Annotated in this window: 16 protein-coding genes; 9 read left to right on the top strand and 7 right to left on the bottom strand. The window is 66.5% G+C overall.

The annotated features are described in order from the left end of the window. Positions 1 to 36 precede the first annotated feature (36 nt). The 3 genes from OG976_RS15945 to OG976_RS15935 form a co-directional block, all read right to left on the bottom strand. Entirely contained in the window at positions 37 to 981 is a 945-nt protein-coding gene (locus OG976_RS15945; protein WP_328350471.1) for an antibiotic biosynthesis monooxygenase, read from the bottom strand. A gap of 18 nt (positions 982 to 999) precedes the next feature. Then, entirely contained in the window at positions 1,000 to 1,566 is a 567-nt protein-coding gene (locus OG976_RS15940; protein WP_328350469.1) for a nucleoside deaminase, read from the bottom strand. A 76-nt stretch (positions 1,567 to 1,642) separates the two neighbouring features. Next, complete coding sequence (locus OG976_RS15935; RefSeq protein ID WP_328350467.1) at positions 1,643 to 2,002, bottom strand: hypothetical protein; 360 nt, start codon at positions 2,000 to 2,002, stop codon at positions 1,643 to 1,645. A gap of 82 nt (positions 2,003 to 2,084) precedes the next feature. Here OG976_RS15935 and OG976_RS15930 point away from each other — a divergent pair, with 82 nt between their 5' ends. From OG976_RS15930 to OG976_RS15890, 9 genes are all read left to right on the top strand, one after another. After that, positions 2,085 to 2,753, top strand: coding sequence for a GAP family protein (locus OG976_RS15930; protein WP_328350465.1), 669 nt, complete (start codon positions 2,085 to 2,087; stop codon positions 2,751 to 2,753). 57 nt (positions 2,754 to 2,810) lie between these two features. Further along, positions 2,811 to 3,980, top strand: coding sequence for an FAD-binding oxidoreductase (locus OG976_RS15925; protein WP_328350463.1), 1,170 nt, complete (start codon positions 2,811 to 2,813; stop codon positions 3,978 to 3,980). A 96-nt stretch (positions 3,981 to 4,076) separates the two neighbouring features. Continuing rightward, on the top strand, positions 4,077 to 4,334 hold the full coding sequence (locus OG976_RS15920; RefSeq protein WP_328350461.1) for a hypothetical protein: 258 nt from the start codon (positions 4,077 to 4,079) through the stop codon (positions 4,332 to 4,334). A 7-nt stretch (positions 4,335 to 4,341) separates the two neighbouring features. Beyond that, the gene (gene acsA, locus OG976_RS15915) at positions 4,342 to 6,135 is read left to right on the top strand and encodes an acetate--CoA ligase (RefSeq protein ID WP_328350459.1); all 1,794 of its coding nucleotides are present in this window, start codon (positions 4,342 to 4,344) and stop codon (positions 6,133 to 6,135) included. Then, on the top strand, positions 6,132 to 7,103 hold the full coding sequence (gene pdhA, locus OG976_RS15910) for a pyruvate dehydrogenase (acetyl-transferring) E1 component subunit alpha (RefSeq protein WP_328350457.1): 972 nt from the start codon (positions 6,132 to 6,134) through the stop codon (positions 7,101 to 7,103). The genes acsA and pdhA overlap by 4 nt, the downstream gene beginning before the upstream one ends. After that, positions 7,100 to 8,125 (top strand): alpha-ketoacid dehydrogenase subunit beta, encoded by a 1,026-nt coding sequence (locus OG976_RS15905; RefSeq protein WP_328350455.1) that lies wholly within the window; start codon positions 7,100 to 7,102, stop codon positions 8,123 to 8,125. Before pdhA ends, OG976_RS15905 begins: the two co-directional genes overlap by 4 nt. After that, positions 8,122 to 9,342 carry a dihydrolipoamide acetyltransferase family protein gene (locus tag OG976_RS15900; RefSeq protein WP_328350453.1) on the top strand — a complete coding sequence of 407 codons (1,221 nt, stop codon included), beginning with the start codon at positions 8,122 to 8,124 and terminating at the stop codon, positions 9,340 to 9,342. The genes OG976_RS15905 and OG976_RS15900 overlap by 4 nt, the downstream gene beginning before the upstream one ends. Positions 9,343 to 9,361: 19 nt before the next feature. Then, on the top strand, positions 9,362 to 9,604 hold the full coding sequence (locus tag OG976_RS15895) for an acyl carrier protein (protein WP_328350451.1): 243 nt from the start codon (positions 9,362 to 9,364) through the stop codon (positions 9,602 to 9,604). 9 nt (positions 9,605 to 9,613) lie between these two features. Then, positions 9,614 to 10,516 carry an aldose 1-epimerase gene (locus OG976_RS15890; RefSeq protein ID WP_328350449.1) on the top strand — a complete coding sequence of 301 codons (903 nt, stop codon included), beginning with the start codon at positions 9,614 to 9,616 and terminating at the stop codon, positions 10,514 to 10,516. A gap of 85 nt (positions 10,517 to 10,601) precedes the next feature. On the opposite strand, the gene OG976_RS15885 is transcribed toward OG976_RS15890, so the two are convergent. The 4 genes from OG976_RS15885 to dnaK are packed head-to-tail and all read right to left on the bottom strand — an operon-like array spanning position 10,602 to position 14,704. Then, positions 10,602 to 10,973 carry a heat shock protein transcriptional repressor HspR gene (locus OG976_RS15885; RefSeq protein ID WP_328350447.1) on the bottom strand — a complete coding sequence of 124 codons (372 nt, stop codon included), beginning with the start codon at positions 10,971 to 10,973 and terminating at the stop codon, positions 10,602 to 10,604. Further along, on the bottom strand, positions 10,970 to 12,157 hold the full coding sequence (dnaJ, locus tag OG976_RS15880) for a molecular chaperone DnaJ (RefSeq protein WP_328350445.1): 1,188 nt from the start codon (positions 12,155 to 12,157) through the stop codon (positions 10,970 to 10,972). Before dnaJ ends, OG976_RS15885 begins: the two co-directional genes overlap by 4 nt. Before the next feature lie 31 nt (positions 12,158 to 12,188). Then, the gene (gene grpE / locus OG976_RS15875) at positions 12,189 to 12,854 is read right to left on the bottom strand and encodes a nucleotide exchange factor GrpE (RefSeq protein WP_328350443.1); all 666 of its coding nucleotides are present in this window, start codon (positions 12,852 to 12,854) and stop codon (positions 12,189 to 12,191) included. Next, the gene (dnaK, locus tag OG976_RS15870; RefSeq protein WP_328350441.1) at positions 12,851 to 14,704 is read right to left on the bottom strand and encodes a molecular chaperone DnaK; all 1,854 of its coding nucleotides are present in this window, start codon (positions 14,702 to 14,704) and stop codon (positions 12,851 to 12,853) included. The genes grpE and dnaK overlap by 4 nt, the downstream gene beginning before the upstream one ends. Between the last annotated feature and the right edge of the window lie 97 nt (positions 14,705 to 14,801).

The following is a 14,801-nucleotide window of genomic DNA, read 5'->3' as shown; positions in this document are numbered from 1 at the left end:
ATTCCAGATGTGACCGGCATTACATCTTTCCACCCTCTACGTGTGTGGGTAGTCCCAGTACTGCAGCCACTGCACGGCCGCGAACACCGCGAGGGTCAACACGTAACAGACGACCAGCACGACGACACCCACCACGCTGACGCGCGCCCCGGCTCCGTCGACCGGGTCGAGCCAGCGGCGAAACCAGCGCCCCGCCCAGGGCATCAGCACCCATTGCAGGGCGGCCAGACTGACCACCTGACTCAGCCACATCACCAACCACGGCTGCGCCCCCCACTCGAAGAGCACCGGCCCCAGGAACCGCGACAGCAGCATGACGGTCGGGTAGAGCACCATCAGCAACAGCATCGCGGTCTTCCACTTCGGGGTGATCGCGGTCCGGCCGTTCTCGGTGCGAATGGTCGTACCGAAGGCGGTGGTGGCGGACACCTGGGAAAAGTCCCGGGTCAGACTCGAACGCAACGGGCGCAGCGCCTCGTTTCGCTCCGGCGAACTCAGCCAGGTCGTCAGCTGACGGTCAGTGCGAAACCGCAATACCGAAAACGACTCCCCGCCTGCGCCTGGCGCGAAAATGCAGCACCCTTCGAAACCACCAAACCGGGAACTGGCGTTGGCCAACTGCGCCTGGGCAGCAATGAACTCGTCTTCGCGGCCGACGGAGACCGCATGCCGGAAGAGGCCGACGCCGGTCGGCACCCCGCCACCCTCGACGATCACCAAATCAGCTGTTGCACAGAATATTCCACGCTCCTCACCGAGGTCGAGCAACGCTCGACTAGCCGAGCTGTCCAGCCAGTCGTGCAAGGCTTGCTCATCACCGAAGGTGGCCGCGACACCCCAGTCCAGATGGTCCTGCGCCAGGACCGAGACCCTGAAGTCGGTCGCGCCGGAAGCCGTGGCCTGCAGCTCACCGGCCCACTGACGGAAGCCTGGAGAGTCGCTGGTCGGGTGGAAGATCGTGACGACCGTCGCTGCGCTCATGGCCGTCAGGATCTCACCTCAATAGGGATGTTTGTTGGGGCGGTGGCGCCAAGCCTCGTAGGCAGCCGAGGCCAGATCGGGCCGGAACTGCCGGATGGCGATACTGCGCTGCGCATAGGGCTTGGCGAAATCCTGGTACTGGAACTCGTCATCGAAGCCGATTCGGCTCGTCTCGGCGAGGTCGTTGGCGAAGTAGACGGCGTCGAGCCGGGCCCAGTAGATAGCGCTCATACACATCGGACAGGGTGCACCACTGATGTAGATCTCATGTCCCATAAGCATTTTCGCTCGCATCGGAACCTTGTCCGCCGAACCCGGTGGGCGCGGGACGAGCTCGAGGAGCGACTCGTTGACCCGGCCGACGGCGATGGTGGGTGCCTCGGGATTGAGCGTTGCACAGGCCTTGCGGATCGTCTCGATCTCGGCGTGCGCGGTGACGTCACCAGTGAGCAACACCCGATTCTGGCCGCGCGCGACGATCTCGCCGTCCTTGACGATCACTGCCCCGAACGGCCCGCCCCAGCCATACTCGACCGACTCCTCGGCCAGCCGGCACGCTTCGGCCATCAGCTCGTCAGGGGTCATTGCTATTCCCTCCGCCGACAACTGATTTCGCCTGTGCCGCTACGGTAGCGCTTCAGTCCCCACTCGCAACCCCAGCTCAGAACGCTCCGGCGATCGGCGGTGTGGTCGAGGTGCTGTTCAGGTCGGTGGACGTCGTCGTCTCCGACGTGGTCTCCGGCGGAGGCACCATCTCTACTGCGCTCTCCGTGGGCTCACTCGTCGACGTCGTCTCAGTGGTGGACGGAGTCGTCGATGTCGTCGTGCGGGTCGACGACGTCGTCCTCGCGTATGGGGCCGACGTAGTGGTGGTGCGCACGATCGACGGCACCGACTCGGGATTGTGGTTCTGCGAACTCTCCGCGGTGTGCATCACGGCCCACACCAGGATCGCCAACAGCAGCAGAGCAGCAACACCCGAGGCGTACACCAGCGTGTGCTCGCGACTGTCGGGGTCCACGCGCAGTGATAGTACGGACCCCTGCCAGTGGGGAAACCCACAATTGCCCGGTACAGCGGGTCCGGGTTGGTAGGTTTCTCCCGTGACGAGCAGTCTTGGCTCAGAGCTGGCCGAAATCATCCCACTGGCGCTTGTGATCACGCTCTCGCCGCTATCGATCATTCCCGGCATCCTGATGCTGCATACGCCCGCCCCGCGGTCGACCAGCCTGGCCTTCCTGCTCGGCTGGCTTGTGGGCATCGGTGGTCTGACGGCGGGGTTCGTGGCGATCTCGAACGCGCTCGGCGGGCTCAACAAACAGCCGCACTGGGCTCCCTACGTCCGCATCGCGATCGGTGTCGCACTTATCGTGTTCGGGCTCTACCGGTGGTTCACCCGCAACCGCTCCGCGCACACACCGGCCTGGCTGACGTCGATGACCACCATCAAGCCCCCTCGCGCATTCGTCACCGCGGTCGTGCTCGCGGTGATCAACCCGAAGGTCCTGTTCATGTGTGCCGCAGCCGGTTTGGCCATCGGGTCGGCCGGACTGGGCGCCACCGGCGCGTGGACGGCGGACCTGGTGTTCACCGCAGTCGCCGCATCGTCGGTGGCGCTGCCGGTGCTGGCCTACCTGGTGGCCGGCGAGCGACTCGACGAGCCATTGGCCAAGCTGAAGAACTGGATGGAAGAAAAGCACGCCGTACTGGTGGCAGCGATCCTCGTCGTGATCGGCGTGATGGTGTTGTACAAGGGCGTTCACGGCCTCTAGCCGCAGGTGAGCCCGGGCCGCGGGAGCGGGGCGCGCACACGCGCCTAAGATCGCGCCGTGGGCCTCGAGGACCGTGACGCGCTGCTGGTGCTGCAGGCTGCGCTGGACCCGCACGCGCCCGGCTCCGACGAGCTGATCCGCCGGCTGTACGCCCGCTGGTTCGCCATCGACACCGAGGTACGGGACCTGTTCCCGCCGGAGCTGGACCACCAGCGCGCCGTGTTCGGGCAGGCCATGCACTGGGTGTTCGGCGAGTTCGTGGCGCAACGGGCGCAGGCTCCGGTGGCATTCCTGGCGCAGCTCGGCCGCGATCACCGCAAATACGGTGTGACGCAACGCCATTACGCGAGCATGCGCAAGGCCTGGTACACCACCATGCGCAGCCACCTGATCGACAACTGGAGCAATGCGGTCGACGACGCCGCCAATCAGGCGATCGACCTGATCATCGGAATCATGTCCGGGGCGGCCGACGCCGAGAATGGCCCGGCCTGGTGGGATGGCACGGTGGTCGAACACCACCGGGTCTCACGCGACCTCGCGGTCGTGCGACTGCAGCTGGATCGGCCGATGCCCTACCACCCCGGCCAGTACGTCAACGTCCAGATTCCGCAGTGGCCCCGGCGGTGGCGTTACCTGTCCCCCGCTATGCCGTCGGACCCGGACGGCTATATCGAGTTCCACGTCCGCTCCGTACTCGGCGGGATGGTCAGCAACTCGATGATCTCCGAGTGCAGGCCCGGCGACCGCTGGCGGCTGTCGAGTCCGCACGGCGCGATGGAGGTCGACCGCGACAGCGGCGACGTGCTGATGGTGGCGGGCAGCACCGGCCTTGCGCCACTGCGGGCGATCATCATGGACCTGTGCCAGTTCGGCGACAACCCGCGCGTGCACCTGTTCTTCGGTGCCCGGTACCCCTGCGAGCTCTACGACCTGCGCACCCTGTGGGAGATCGCCGCCACCAGCCCGTGGCTGTCGGTCTCGCCGGTGTCGGAGTACGCCGGCGACCCGCCGTGGGCTGCGAACTATCCCGACGTGCAACCGCCGCGCGGACTGCACGTCCGCCAGACCGGACGACTGCCCGAGGTGGTCACGAAGTACGGCGGCTGGGGTGACCGGCAGATACTGATCTGCGGTGGACCCGATATGGTTCGCGCCACCCGCGAGGCCCTGATCAGCAAGGGCGCACCACCGGATCGCATCCAGCACGACCCGCTCTCGGGTTGATGCCGCCGGCCACGAGTTCTGTGACTTTCGTCCCTTACGAACCTCTCTGGATGCGACGAGCATCACAGTCCATGGGGTTGGTAGTAAGGGGCTGGGATGACGACCACCGGTCCGGCTGACGAAGCCGGGGACCGCGAACTCGACTCCGTCGCTTGGCAATTCCTCTGTTCGCGCTTCACCGGGCGCGAGTACTGGGACTACTCGCTCGAGCGGCGGCTCGACGCATTCCTGCGTCATCACGGCCATGGGGACATCCTCAAGGACGGCGCGGCCTACGCCGCGGTGATCGAACGGGTGATGGCAAACATGGGGCGTGCACGCCGCGACGGCGTGCTCACCCCGCCGCAGCACTAGGGGGGACATGGACGTCATCCACAAAGGGGTGGGCGACTTCAAACTCGCACCGAACCTGACCGACTACGACAAGACCCGGGCGTCGTTCAGCTGGTCGGAGGTACCCGAGTTGTGTGCCGGAATGGGCGAGGGCGGCTGCAACATCGCCTACGCGGCCGTCGACCGTCACGCCGAGGGACCACACGCCGAACGCACCGCCCTGCGGTTCGTCGCCGACACCCCGGACAGCGACGACCTGCACACTCACGATGTCAGCTACGCCGAGCTGGGTCGGCTGACCCGCAAATTCACCAACGTGCTGCGCGGACTGCAGGTCGGCAAGGGTGACCGGGTCTTCGTGATCATGGGCCGCGTCCCCGAGCTCTACGTCAGCATGCTCGGTGCGTTACGCAACGGCAGCGTGGTCTCCCCGCTGTTCTCCGCCTTCGGCCCCGAGCCGATCGCCACCCGAGTCACCATCGGCTCGGCCGACGTAATCGTCACCACCGCGGCGATCTACAAGCGCAAGATCGCCAAGATCCGCGACCAGCTGACCTCGGTCAAGCACGTGCTGGTGGTTAGCGACGACGACACCGATCTCCCCGGCACCCAGAACTTCCACCGCCTGATGGACGGTGCCCCCGACGAGGCGCCCATCGAACACACCACCGCCGCCGACCCGTCGCTGCTGCACTTCACCAGCGGCACCACCGGAACACCCAAGGGCGCCCAGCACGTTCACGGCGCTGTCGCCATGCACTACATCACCGGCCGCTACGCCCTCGACCTGCATCCCGCCGATATCTATTGGTGCACAGCAGATCCCGGGTGGGTAACCGGCACCTCGTACGGGATCATCGCACCACTGCTGCACGGCGTCACCTCGATCATCGACGAGGCCGAATTCGACGCGCAGCGCTGGTACCGGATCCTGCAGGACGAGGAGGTCAGCGTCTGGTACACCGCACCGACGGCGATCCGGATGCTGATCAAGGCCGGACCGGAACTGGCTGCCGAGTACAGCTTCCCGCATCTGAGGTTCATCGCCAGTGTCGGCGAGCCGCTCAACGCCGAGGCGGTGTGGTGGGGAAAACGAGTGCTGGGCTTACCGATTCACGACAACTGGTGGCAGACTGAGACCGGCGGAATCATGGTTGCCAACACCCCCGCATTCGACATCAAACCGGGCTCGATGGGCCGACCGCTGCCGGGGGTGGATGTCTGCATCGTTGAGCACGACCAGGAGACCGGCGCGGTGCGGGTCATCGCCGAACCCGACGTCGAAGGCGAGCTGGCGTTGCGGGTGGGCTGGCCGTCGATGTTCCGCGGCTACCTCAACCAGGACGAGCGCTACCGCAAGTGTTTCCACCCCGACGCAGGCGGGGACCTCTACCTGTCGGGCGATCTGGTCAAACGTGACGCCGACGGCTACCTGTGGTTCGTCGGGCGTGCCGACGATGTCATCAAGGCATCGGGGCACCTGATCGGGCCGTTCGAGGTCGAGAACGTGCTGACCGACCATCCTGCCGTGGCCGAGGCCGCCGTGATCGGCAAGCCCGACCCGACCTACGGCGAGGTGGTCAAGGCGTTCGTCACGCTCAAGGCCGGCTACAGCGGCGACGAAGCGCTGCGCCGCGACCTGATGGGCCAGGCGCGCAAGCGACTCGGGGCGGCGGTCGCGCCCAAAGAGATCGACTTCGTCGACTCGCTGCCACACACCCGCTCCGGCAAGATCATGCGCCGACTTCTCAAGGCTCGTGAACTGGGGCTGCCCGAGGGTGACATCTCGACCGTCGAAAGCCCGGCGGGGGTGAAGGCATGACCGACCCCGCACTGGCCCGCGCGCTGCTGACCGACATGATCCGGGTCCGGCGCATGGAGGAGAAGTGCGCCGAGATGTACAGCGCAGGCAAGATCCGCGGCTTTCTGCACCTCTACGTCGGCGAAGAAGCAGTAGCGGCGGGGTCCTTGCGGGTGCTCGGCCCCGAGGACGCGGTGATCGCGACCTACCGCGAGCACGCACACGCCCTGCTGCGCGGCATCCCGATGACCAAGATCATGGCCGAGATGTTCGGCAAGCAGCAGGGCTGCTCCGGCGGTCGCGGCGGCTCGATGCACCTCTTCGACGCCGACAGGCGCTTCTACGGGGGCAACGCGATCGTGGCGGGCGGCCTGCCCACCGCGGCGGGCCTGGCCTTCGCCGACGCCTATCTGCACCGAGACCGATTGTCCGCCTGTTACTTCGGCGAAGGCGCGATGGCCGAGGGCGCTTTTCACGAGACCATGAACATGGCCGAGTTGTGGAAGCTGCCGGTGCTGTTCTGCTGCGAGAACAACCGCTACGCCATGGGTACGTCGATCGAGCGGGAGCTCTCCGACGTCGACCTGGTCACCCTGGCCGAGTCGTATCGGATTCCCGCCGCCAGTGCCGACGGCATGGATGTGCTGGCCTGCCACACCGCCATGGCGCAGGCCGTCGATCACGTCCGGACCAACGGTGGCCCGTTCTTCCTGGAGTTCCGCACCTACCGGTTCCGCCCGCACTCGATGTTCGATCCCGAGCTCTACCGCGACAAGTCCGAAGTCGAGAAGTGGCGTGAACACGACCCGATCCGCACCTTCACCGACACGTGTGTGACCGACGGGCTGTTGTCCGCCGACGACGTCGCGGCCATCGAGCAGACGGTGGCAGGCGAGGTTGCCGACGCCGTGGCCTACGCCGAGGCCGGAACCTTGGAGAACGTCGAGGATCTCACCCGGGATGTCATGACACCGCAGGTGCTGTCGTGAAGGCGACCTACCGCAGCGCCCTGCACGATGCCATCGCCGACGCCATGCGCGCCGACGAGCGGGTGGTCCTGCTCGGCGAGGACGTCGGCCGCTACGGCGGCACATACGCGGTGTCCAAGGGGCTGCTCGAAGAGTTCGGGCCCGATCGTATCCGCGACACCCCGATCTCGGAGCTGGGATTCGTCGGCATCGGGATCGGTGCTGCGCTGGGCGGTCTGCGGCCACTGGTCGAGGTGATGACGGTCAACTTCAGCCTGCTGGCGCTGGACCAGATCGTCAATACCGCGTCGGCGCTCCGGCATATGTCCAACGGGCAGTTCTCGGTTCCCCTGGTGGTGCGGATGGCGACCGGCGCCGGGCGCCAGCTGGCGGCGCAGCATTCGCACAGCCTGGAGAACTGGTATGCCCACATCCCCGGCATCACGGTGCTGGCGCCCGCCACGGTGGCCGACGCCTACGGGATGCTGCGCAGCGCGCTCGACAATCCCGATCCAGTGGTGATCTTCGAGCACGTCGGCCTGTACAACCTGGCAGCCGATGTCGACTCGTTCTCGGCGACCGACATCGCGCGCGCGGCGATCCGTCGCGCCGGCACCGACGTGAGCATCGTCGCCTACGGCGGCAGCGTGCCCAAGGCGCTCGACGCGGCCGATCAGCTGGCGCAGGCCGGAATCGACTGCGAGGTCATCGATCTGCGGGTGCTGCGGCCACTGGACGACCAGACGATCCTGGATTCGGTGCGTAAGACGCATCGCGCGGTGATCGTCGACGAGGCGTGGCGTACGGGCAGCCTGGCGGGCGAGATCAGTGCGCGCATCGTCGAGGGGGCGTTCTACGACCTCGACGCGCCGATCGCCCGGGTGTGCACCGTCGAAGTGCCGATCCCCTACGCCAAGCATCTCGAGGAAGCCGCACTGCCGCAGCCGGACAAGATCGTGGCCGCGGTGCGAGGGCTGTTCGGGGATGCCGGGGGCGGCACCGGCGGGCAGGAGCGCAGCGACCGGGGAATGGGCACATCGTGATCGAGTTCACGATGCCGGCGCTGGGCGCCGATATGGACGAGGGCACGCTCAACGAGTGGCTGGTGAAGCCCGGTGACACCGTGAGCCGCGGCCAGATCGTCGCTGTCGTCGAAACCACCAAGGCGGCAGTCGAAATCGAATGCTGGCACGACGGCATCATCGGGGAACTGCTCGTTCCGGTGGGCCAGACCGTGGCGGTCGGTACACCGTTGGCCACCATCGTGGAGGCCGGGGAGACGGTGCAGCCGCGCGCCGCCGCACCCACCGCCAGCGCCGTGGAAGCACCTGCGGCCGAGCCATCCCCACATCCGGTCGCCGCACCGTCACCGGTTGGCCATCGGCTGTGGGTGTCACCCGTCGCCCGGCGCACCGCCGCCTCGCTGGGCGTGGACCTGAAGACCGTGGCAGGTACCGGGCCGCAGGGCGCGATCACCCTGCACGACGTCGAACATGCCGCCGCCATCACACATCACGAGAAACCCACACCCGCGCCGGCACCCACGCCGGCCGTCGCCGCCGAGCCGAAGACCCCCGCACAGAAGGCCCGCGAACGCGGAGCGGCCATGCGCGCGTCGATCGCTGCGGCGATGAGCCGCTCGAAGCGGGAGATCCCGCACTACTACCTGTCCGACGAGATTATTCTCGACACCGCACTGACGTGGCTCACCGAGCAGAATGCCGGGGTTCCGATCACCGAGCGGATACTGGCGGCGGTGCTGCAACTCAAGGCAGTTGCTCTGGCCGCGCAGCGGTTCGGTGAGTTCAACGGGTTCTGGCGTGACGACGTCTTCGAAGCCTCCACGCAAGTCCATGTGGGAGTGGCGATCTCGCTGCGCGGCGGCGGCCTGGTGGCTCCGGCGATCCACGATGTCAACGAGAAGAAGCTCGACGAGCTGATGCGCGATCTCACCGACCTGGTGGCCCGAGCCAGGGCCGGCTCGCTGCGCAGCTCGGAAATGTCGGACCCCACCCTCACCGTGACCAACCTCGGCGACAAGGGCGTCGACTCCGTGTTCGGGGTCATCTATCCACCGCAGGTGGCGATCGTCGGGTTCGGCAAACCCGCCCAGCGGGTGGTGGTGGTCGACGGCGGCATCAGGGTGGCCACGACGGTGCAGGCCAGCCTGGCCGCCGACCACCGCGCCAGCGACGGAGCGCGGGGCGCGCTGTTCCTGGCCGAGATCAACCGGCTGCTGCAGCATCCCGACGAACTGTGATGGCCCGTAAGGAGACACGATGAGTACAGCCGACATACGTGACCAGGTGGTGGCCGAACTGATCGCCATCGCCCCCGAAGTCGAGGAAGGCGACCTGAGCGACAGTGAGCTGCTGCGCGACCAGGTGGACCTCGATTCGATGGACTGGCTGAACTTCCTGGTGCGATTGCACCAGCGGTTCGAGGTCGACATCCCCGAGTCCGAGTACAAGTCGCTGCGCACCATCGAGGACCTGACGAGCTATATCGGCGCACACCGATAGAATTCGACGATGGCCCAGCTGCCGTCCGTCGTCCTCACAGATCCCACCTCTGCGCTCACCGCCACATTCGTGCCGTCGGCAGGAATGATCTGCACCTCGCTGTCCGACGGCGGCGTCGAGCTGCTCGGGCAGCGGCGTGGCCTGCAGGCCTATCTGGACAACGGCAAGACGATGGGTGTGCCCATCCTCTACCCATGGGCAAACCGGTTGAGTGCCAACACCTATAACGTCGACGGCGGCGCGGTGACGTTGACACCCGGGGTGGGTGGCGTACGTGCCGACGAGCACGGCCTGCCGATCCACGGTGTGCTGTCGGCCTACCCGGGCTGGCTGGTCACCGAGCAGTCCGACACCCGACTGACCGCCGTCCTCGACTTCGCGGGCCAGCCGCGGCTGCTCGCCAGCTTCCCGTTTCCGCACATCCTCACCGTCGACGTCACGCTCGACAACCGCGCTATGACCGTACGGACGACCGTCACACCGACCACCGCGGCGCCGGTGCCGCTGTGTTTCGGATTTCACCCCTACCTGACCATTCCCGGTGTTCCGCGCGCGCAGTGGACGTTGCGGGCGCCGGCGCTGCGCCACTTGCCGGTGGACGGTCAGGGGATCCCGTCGGGGGTTGTCGAGGACTGGGCGGCATTCTCCGAGCCGTTGGGCGACAAGACTTTCGACGACGGATTCGACGGGGTTACGCCTGGGGCGGTGTTCGCTCTGTCGGGCGGGGACCGCCGCATCGAGATCGTCTTCGACCACGGCTATCCCGCAGCCCAGATCTTCGCACCGGGTGGTGAGGACTTGGTGGCGATCGAACCGATGGCTGCACCCACCAACGCTTTACGTGCCGGTGGCTATCCCGTCGCGGTACCGGGACGGCCCGCGACGTCGACCTTCACCATCCGGGTCGGCTGACTTCTCGTCGAGATTGAACCTGCGCAGCTCGCCACTCGCAGTTCTCCTGCGTGAGTTCAATCTCGGCGCGGCGAGTTCACGAGCCTCAGCGGCGGGGCTTCCAGACCACCAGCGCGGTGCTCTTGGGCACCACGGCCAGATCGCGGCGCTGGTTGGCGCGCAGCAACTCCAGCTCCCTGGCCATCTCCTGGATGCGGGACTGCAGCGCCTCGACCTGATTGGTCAGCTCGATGATCCGCTTGATACCGGCGAGGTTGACACCCTCGTCCTGCGACAAGCGCTGCACCTCGCGCAACAGTTCCACGTCGCGTTCGGAATAACGCCGCCCGCCACCGGAACTGCGCCGTGGGCTGACCAGCCCGAGCCGGTCATAGGTACGCAGCGTCTGCGCATGCATACCGGCCAGCTCGGCGGCCACCGAGATCAGGAATGTGCGCGACTCCTCTGATGCGCTCATGCCCGATTACCTGCCCACCCGGCTCTCGGGTCGAAACCGCTGGCCTTCTCGGCTGCGGCGTATGCCTCGAGCGCTTCGAGTGCGGTGCCCTCAAGGCTGGGCGGAACCGCCACCTTGACGGTGACCAGCAGGTCGCCATGCCCACCGCTGCGCTTGGGGACACCTCGCCCGCGCACCCGCAGGATGCGTCCGTCGGCCGTCCCCTTGGGCACCCGAACACCGACCTTGCCTTCCAGAGTCGGCACGGAAAGTGTTGTTCCCAAAGCCAGTTCGGTGAAACTCACCGGAACCGTCACGGTCAGGTCGTCGCCATCGCGGCCGAAGACCTTGTCCGGGCGCACGTGCACGGTGACGTACAGGTCACCGGACGGCGCGCCGCGCAGCCCGGCCTCGCCCTGGCCGGCCAAGCGGATACGCTGACCGTCCTCGACGCCGGGAGGGATCCGCACGTTGATGGTGCGGGTCCGGGTCGCGACGCCGGTGCCGCGGCACTCGTCGCAGGGGTGCTCGATGATCGAGCCACTGCCCCGGCAATCGGTGCACGGTTCGGAGAACCCGAACGCGCCCTGATTGCGGTTGATCATCCCGGAGCCATTACACGTGGCGCAGACCTTCGGGCTGGTACCCGGACGCGCGCCGCTGCCATGACAATTGGTGCACGGCGCCGGACTGGTCAGCCGCAGCGGCATGGCGACACCCTTGGTCGCCTCCAGAAAATCGAGATCGGTTTCGGTCTCGAGATCCTTGCCGCGACGCGGTCGGCTCGGCCGTTGCTGGGCGCCCCGGCCGAACAACCCGCCGAACAGGTCGCCGATGTTGGCCCCGCCGTCCTGGCCGGCCTGGCCGAACAGGTCGTTGAGGTTGAAATCCCCACCGTCGCCGCCGAAGCCGCCGCCCGGAGGGGCACCACCGCCATTGCTGAACCGGCGACCGAATCCGCCGCCACCGGCGAACAGACGACGGGTCTCGTCGTACTCCTTGCGTTTGGCCGGGTCGGTCAGCACATCGCGGGCCTCGCCGACCTCCTTGTAGCGTTCGTCGGCGGCGGAATCGCCCGGATTGCGGTCGGGATGATTATCGGCGAGCAGCTTTCGGGATACCCGCTTGATCTCCGCCTCGTCGGCGTCGGAGGAGACGCCGAGCACCTTGTAAAAATCCTTTTCAACCCATTCGCGTTGAACCATGCCGCGTCACCTCCTCACCGTGTTGTCGTTCCTACTGATCTGATTCTGCGTTCTGAGCGCCGGAGTCTCCTGCGTTCTGCCGCGTGTCGGCCCCATCAACGTCACCGTCGACCGTGTCGACAACGCCGACGAGGGCATGTCGCAACACCTGATCGCCAAGGGTGTAGCCCTGCCGCATCACGGTGCCGATCACCGGCTTGGAGCCTTCACCCTCATGCTGCACGGCCTCGTGCAGCGACGGATCAAACTCGTCGCCCTCGGCGCCGAAGGCGGTCAGGCCCAGCCCGGTGAGGGCGGACACCAGCTTGTCGGCAACCGACTTCAGCGGGCCGGCATCCAGGTCACCGTGACTGCGGGCGCGGTCGAGATCGTCGAGCACGGTGAGCAACTGGCTCACCACGACGGCCTTGGCCCGCTCGCCGGCTACCTGCTGGTCGCGCAGCGCACGCTTGCGGTAGTTGGCAAAGTCGGCCTGCACACGCTGCAGGTCCGACGTGAGTTCGGCGACCTTGTCGGCCAACTCGCCACCCGCCGGCCCGGACCTGAATCCCGAGTCGCTTCGCTCCTGCCCACCGGCGTCCCCCGTCCCCGGCCCACTCGGGGCCGGGGCGGAGGACTCGCGAACTTCGCCAGTCAGCGGGTCGATGCGACGCTTGTCGGTGAAGGTCACCGGTTCGTCTGCATGCCCTTCGCTCACTTGGTCTCCTGATCGTCTTCAACGACCTCGGCGTCCACCACGTCGTCGGACGACGAGCTGCTGGACGAGTCACCACCGGCGGCCTGCTCGGCCTGGGTGGCCTCGTAGATGGCCTGGCCCAGGGCCTGGCTCTCGACGCCCAGCTTCTCCATCGCCGACTTGATGGCGCCGATGTCGGTGCCCTCGAGTGCGGTCTTGGCCTCGGCGATCGCGCCATCGACCTTCGTCAGCGTGTCCTCGGGAACCTTGGATCCGCCTTCGGCTTCACGCTGCTCCTTGACGAACTTCTCCGTCTGGTAGACCAGCGACTCGGCCTGGTTGCGCACGTCAGCCTCTTCGCGACGCTTGCGGTCCTCGTCGGCGTGCGCCTCGGCGTCCTTGATCATCCGGTCGATCTCTTCCTTGGACAGGCCGGAGCCTTCCTGGATCTTGATCGTGTTCTCCTTGCCGGTGCCCTTGTCCTTGGCCGTGACGTGCACGATGCCGTTGGCGTCGATGTCGAAGATGACCTCGATCTGGGGCACGCCGCGCGGAGCCGGCGGGATACCGGTCAACTCGAAGCTGCCGAGCAGCTTGTTGTGCGAGGCGATTTCGCGCTCACCCTGATAGACCTGGATCTGCACCGACGGCTGGTTGTCGTCGGCGGTAGTGAAGGTCTCCGACCGCTTGGTCGGGATGGTGGTGTTGCGCTCGATCAGCTTGGTCATCACCCCGCCCTTGGTCTCGATACCGAGGCTCAGCGGCGTGACGTCAAGCAGAAGCACGTCCTTGACCTCGCCCTTGAGCACGCCGGCCTGCAAGGCGGCGCCGACGGCGACGACCTCGTCGGGGTTGACGCCTTTGTTGGGCTCCTTGCCGCCGGTGAGTTCCTTGACCAGGTCGGTCACCGCGGGCATGCGGGTGGAACCACCCACGAGCACCACGTGGTCGATGTCGGCCACCGAGATGCCGGCGTCCTTGATGACCTGCTGGAACGGCTGACGCGTGCGGTCGAGCAGATCCTGGGTGATCTTCTGGAATTCCGAGCGGGTCAGCTGTTCGTCGAGGAACAGCGGGTTCTTGTCCGCATCGACGGTGATGTAGGGCAGGTTGATCGAGGTGCTCTGGCTGGAGCTGAGTTCGATCTTGGCCTTCTCGGCGGCTTCACGAAGCCGCTGCATGGCCATCTTGTCCTTGGTCAGGTCGATGCCGGCCGAAGCCTTGAACTTGTCGACGAGCCATTCGACGATCCGGTCGTCCCAGTCGTCGCCACCGAGGTGGTTGTCGCCCGAGGTCGCGCGGACCTCGACGACACCGTCGCCGATTTCCAGCAGCGAGACGTCGAAAGTACCGCCGCCGAGGTCGAAGACCAGGATGGTCTGTTCCTTGTTGCCCTTGTCCAGGCCGTAGGCCAGGGCCGCGGCGGTGGGTTCGTTGACGATGCGCAGGACGTTGAGTCCGGCGATCTGGCCGGCCTCCTTGGTGGCCTGACGCTGGGCGTCATTGAAGTACGCGGGCACGGTGATGACCGCGTCGGTGATGTCCTCGCCGAGGTAGCTTTCAGCGTCGCGCTTGAGCTTCATCAGCACGCGGGCGCTGATCTCCTGCGAGGTGTAGTCCTTGCCGTCGATCTCGACGGACCAGTCGGTGCCCACGTGCCGTTTGACCGAACGGATGGTCCGGTCGACGTTGGTCACTGCCTGGTTCTTGGCGGGCTGGCCGACCAGCACTTCGCCGTTGCGCGCAAAGGCGACCACCGACGGCGTGGTGCGGGACCCTTCGGAGTTGGCGACCACGACGGGATCGCCACCTTCGAGGACCGCGACGCACGAGTTGGTGGTCCCGAGGTCGATACCGACCGCACGAGCCATGTTGTGTTCCTCCTGAATAGTTACGTCTTGAGTCTGAGCGGACCAGACTCAAGCCTGCTCCTGTCGACGGTCTTCTGTCAACTCAGACTTGAGCCTG

It is taken from the genome of Mycobacterium sp. NBC_00419, assembly GCF_036023875.1.
GTDB lineage: Bacteria > Actinomycetota > Actinomycetes > Mycobacteriales > Mycobacteriaceae > Mycobacterium.
The sequence above is the reverse complement of the archived record's forward strand: the minus strand, read 5'-3'. Positions and strand labels throughout refer to the sequence as shown.

Coding starts and splice junctions, on each gene's coding strand:
- OG976_RS15945 (WP_328350471.1), bottom strand. CDS start 981: ATGAGCGCAGCGACGGTCGTCACGATCTTCCACCCGACCAGCGACTCT.
- OG976_RS15940 (WP_328350469.1), bottom strand. CDS start 1,566: ATGACCCCTGACGAGCTGATGGCCGAAGCGTGCCGGCTGGCCGAGGAG.
- OG976_RS15920 (WP_328350461.1), top strand. CDS start 4,077: ATGACGACCACCGGTCCGGCTGACGAAGCCGGGGACCGCGAACTCGAC.
- acsA (WP_328350459.1), top strand. CDS start 4,342: ATGGACGTCATCCACAAAGGGGTGGGCGACTTCAAACTCGCACCGAAC.
- pdhA (WP_328350457.1), top strand. CDS start 6,132: ATGACCGACCCCGCACTGGCCCGCGCGCTGCTGACCGACATGATCCGG.
- OG976_RS15895 (WP_328350451.1), top strand. CDS start 9,362: ATGAGTACAGCCGACATACGTGACCAGGTGGTGGCCGAACTGATCGCC.
- OG976_RS15890 (WP_328350449.1), top strand. CDS start 9,614: ATGGCCCAGCTGCCGTCCGTCGTCCTCACAGATCCCACCTCTGCGCTC.
- OG976_RS15885 (WP_328350447.1), bottom strand. CDS start 10,973: ATGAGCGCATCAGAGGAGTCGCGCACATTCCTGATCTCGGTGGCCGCC.
- dnaJ (WP_328350445.1), bottom strand. CDS start 12,157: ATGGTTCAACGCGAATGGGTTGAAAAGGATTTTTACAAGGTGCTCGGC.
- dnaK (WP_328350441.1), bottom strand. CDS start 14,704: ATGGCTCGTGCGGTCGGTATCGACCTCGGGACCACCAACTCGTGCGTC.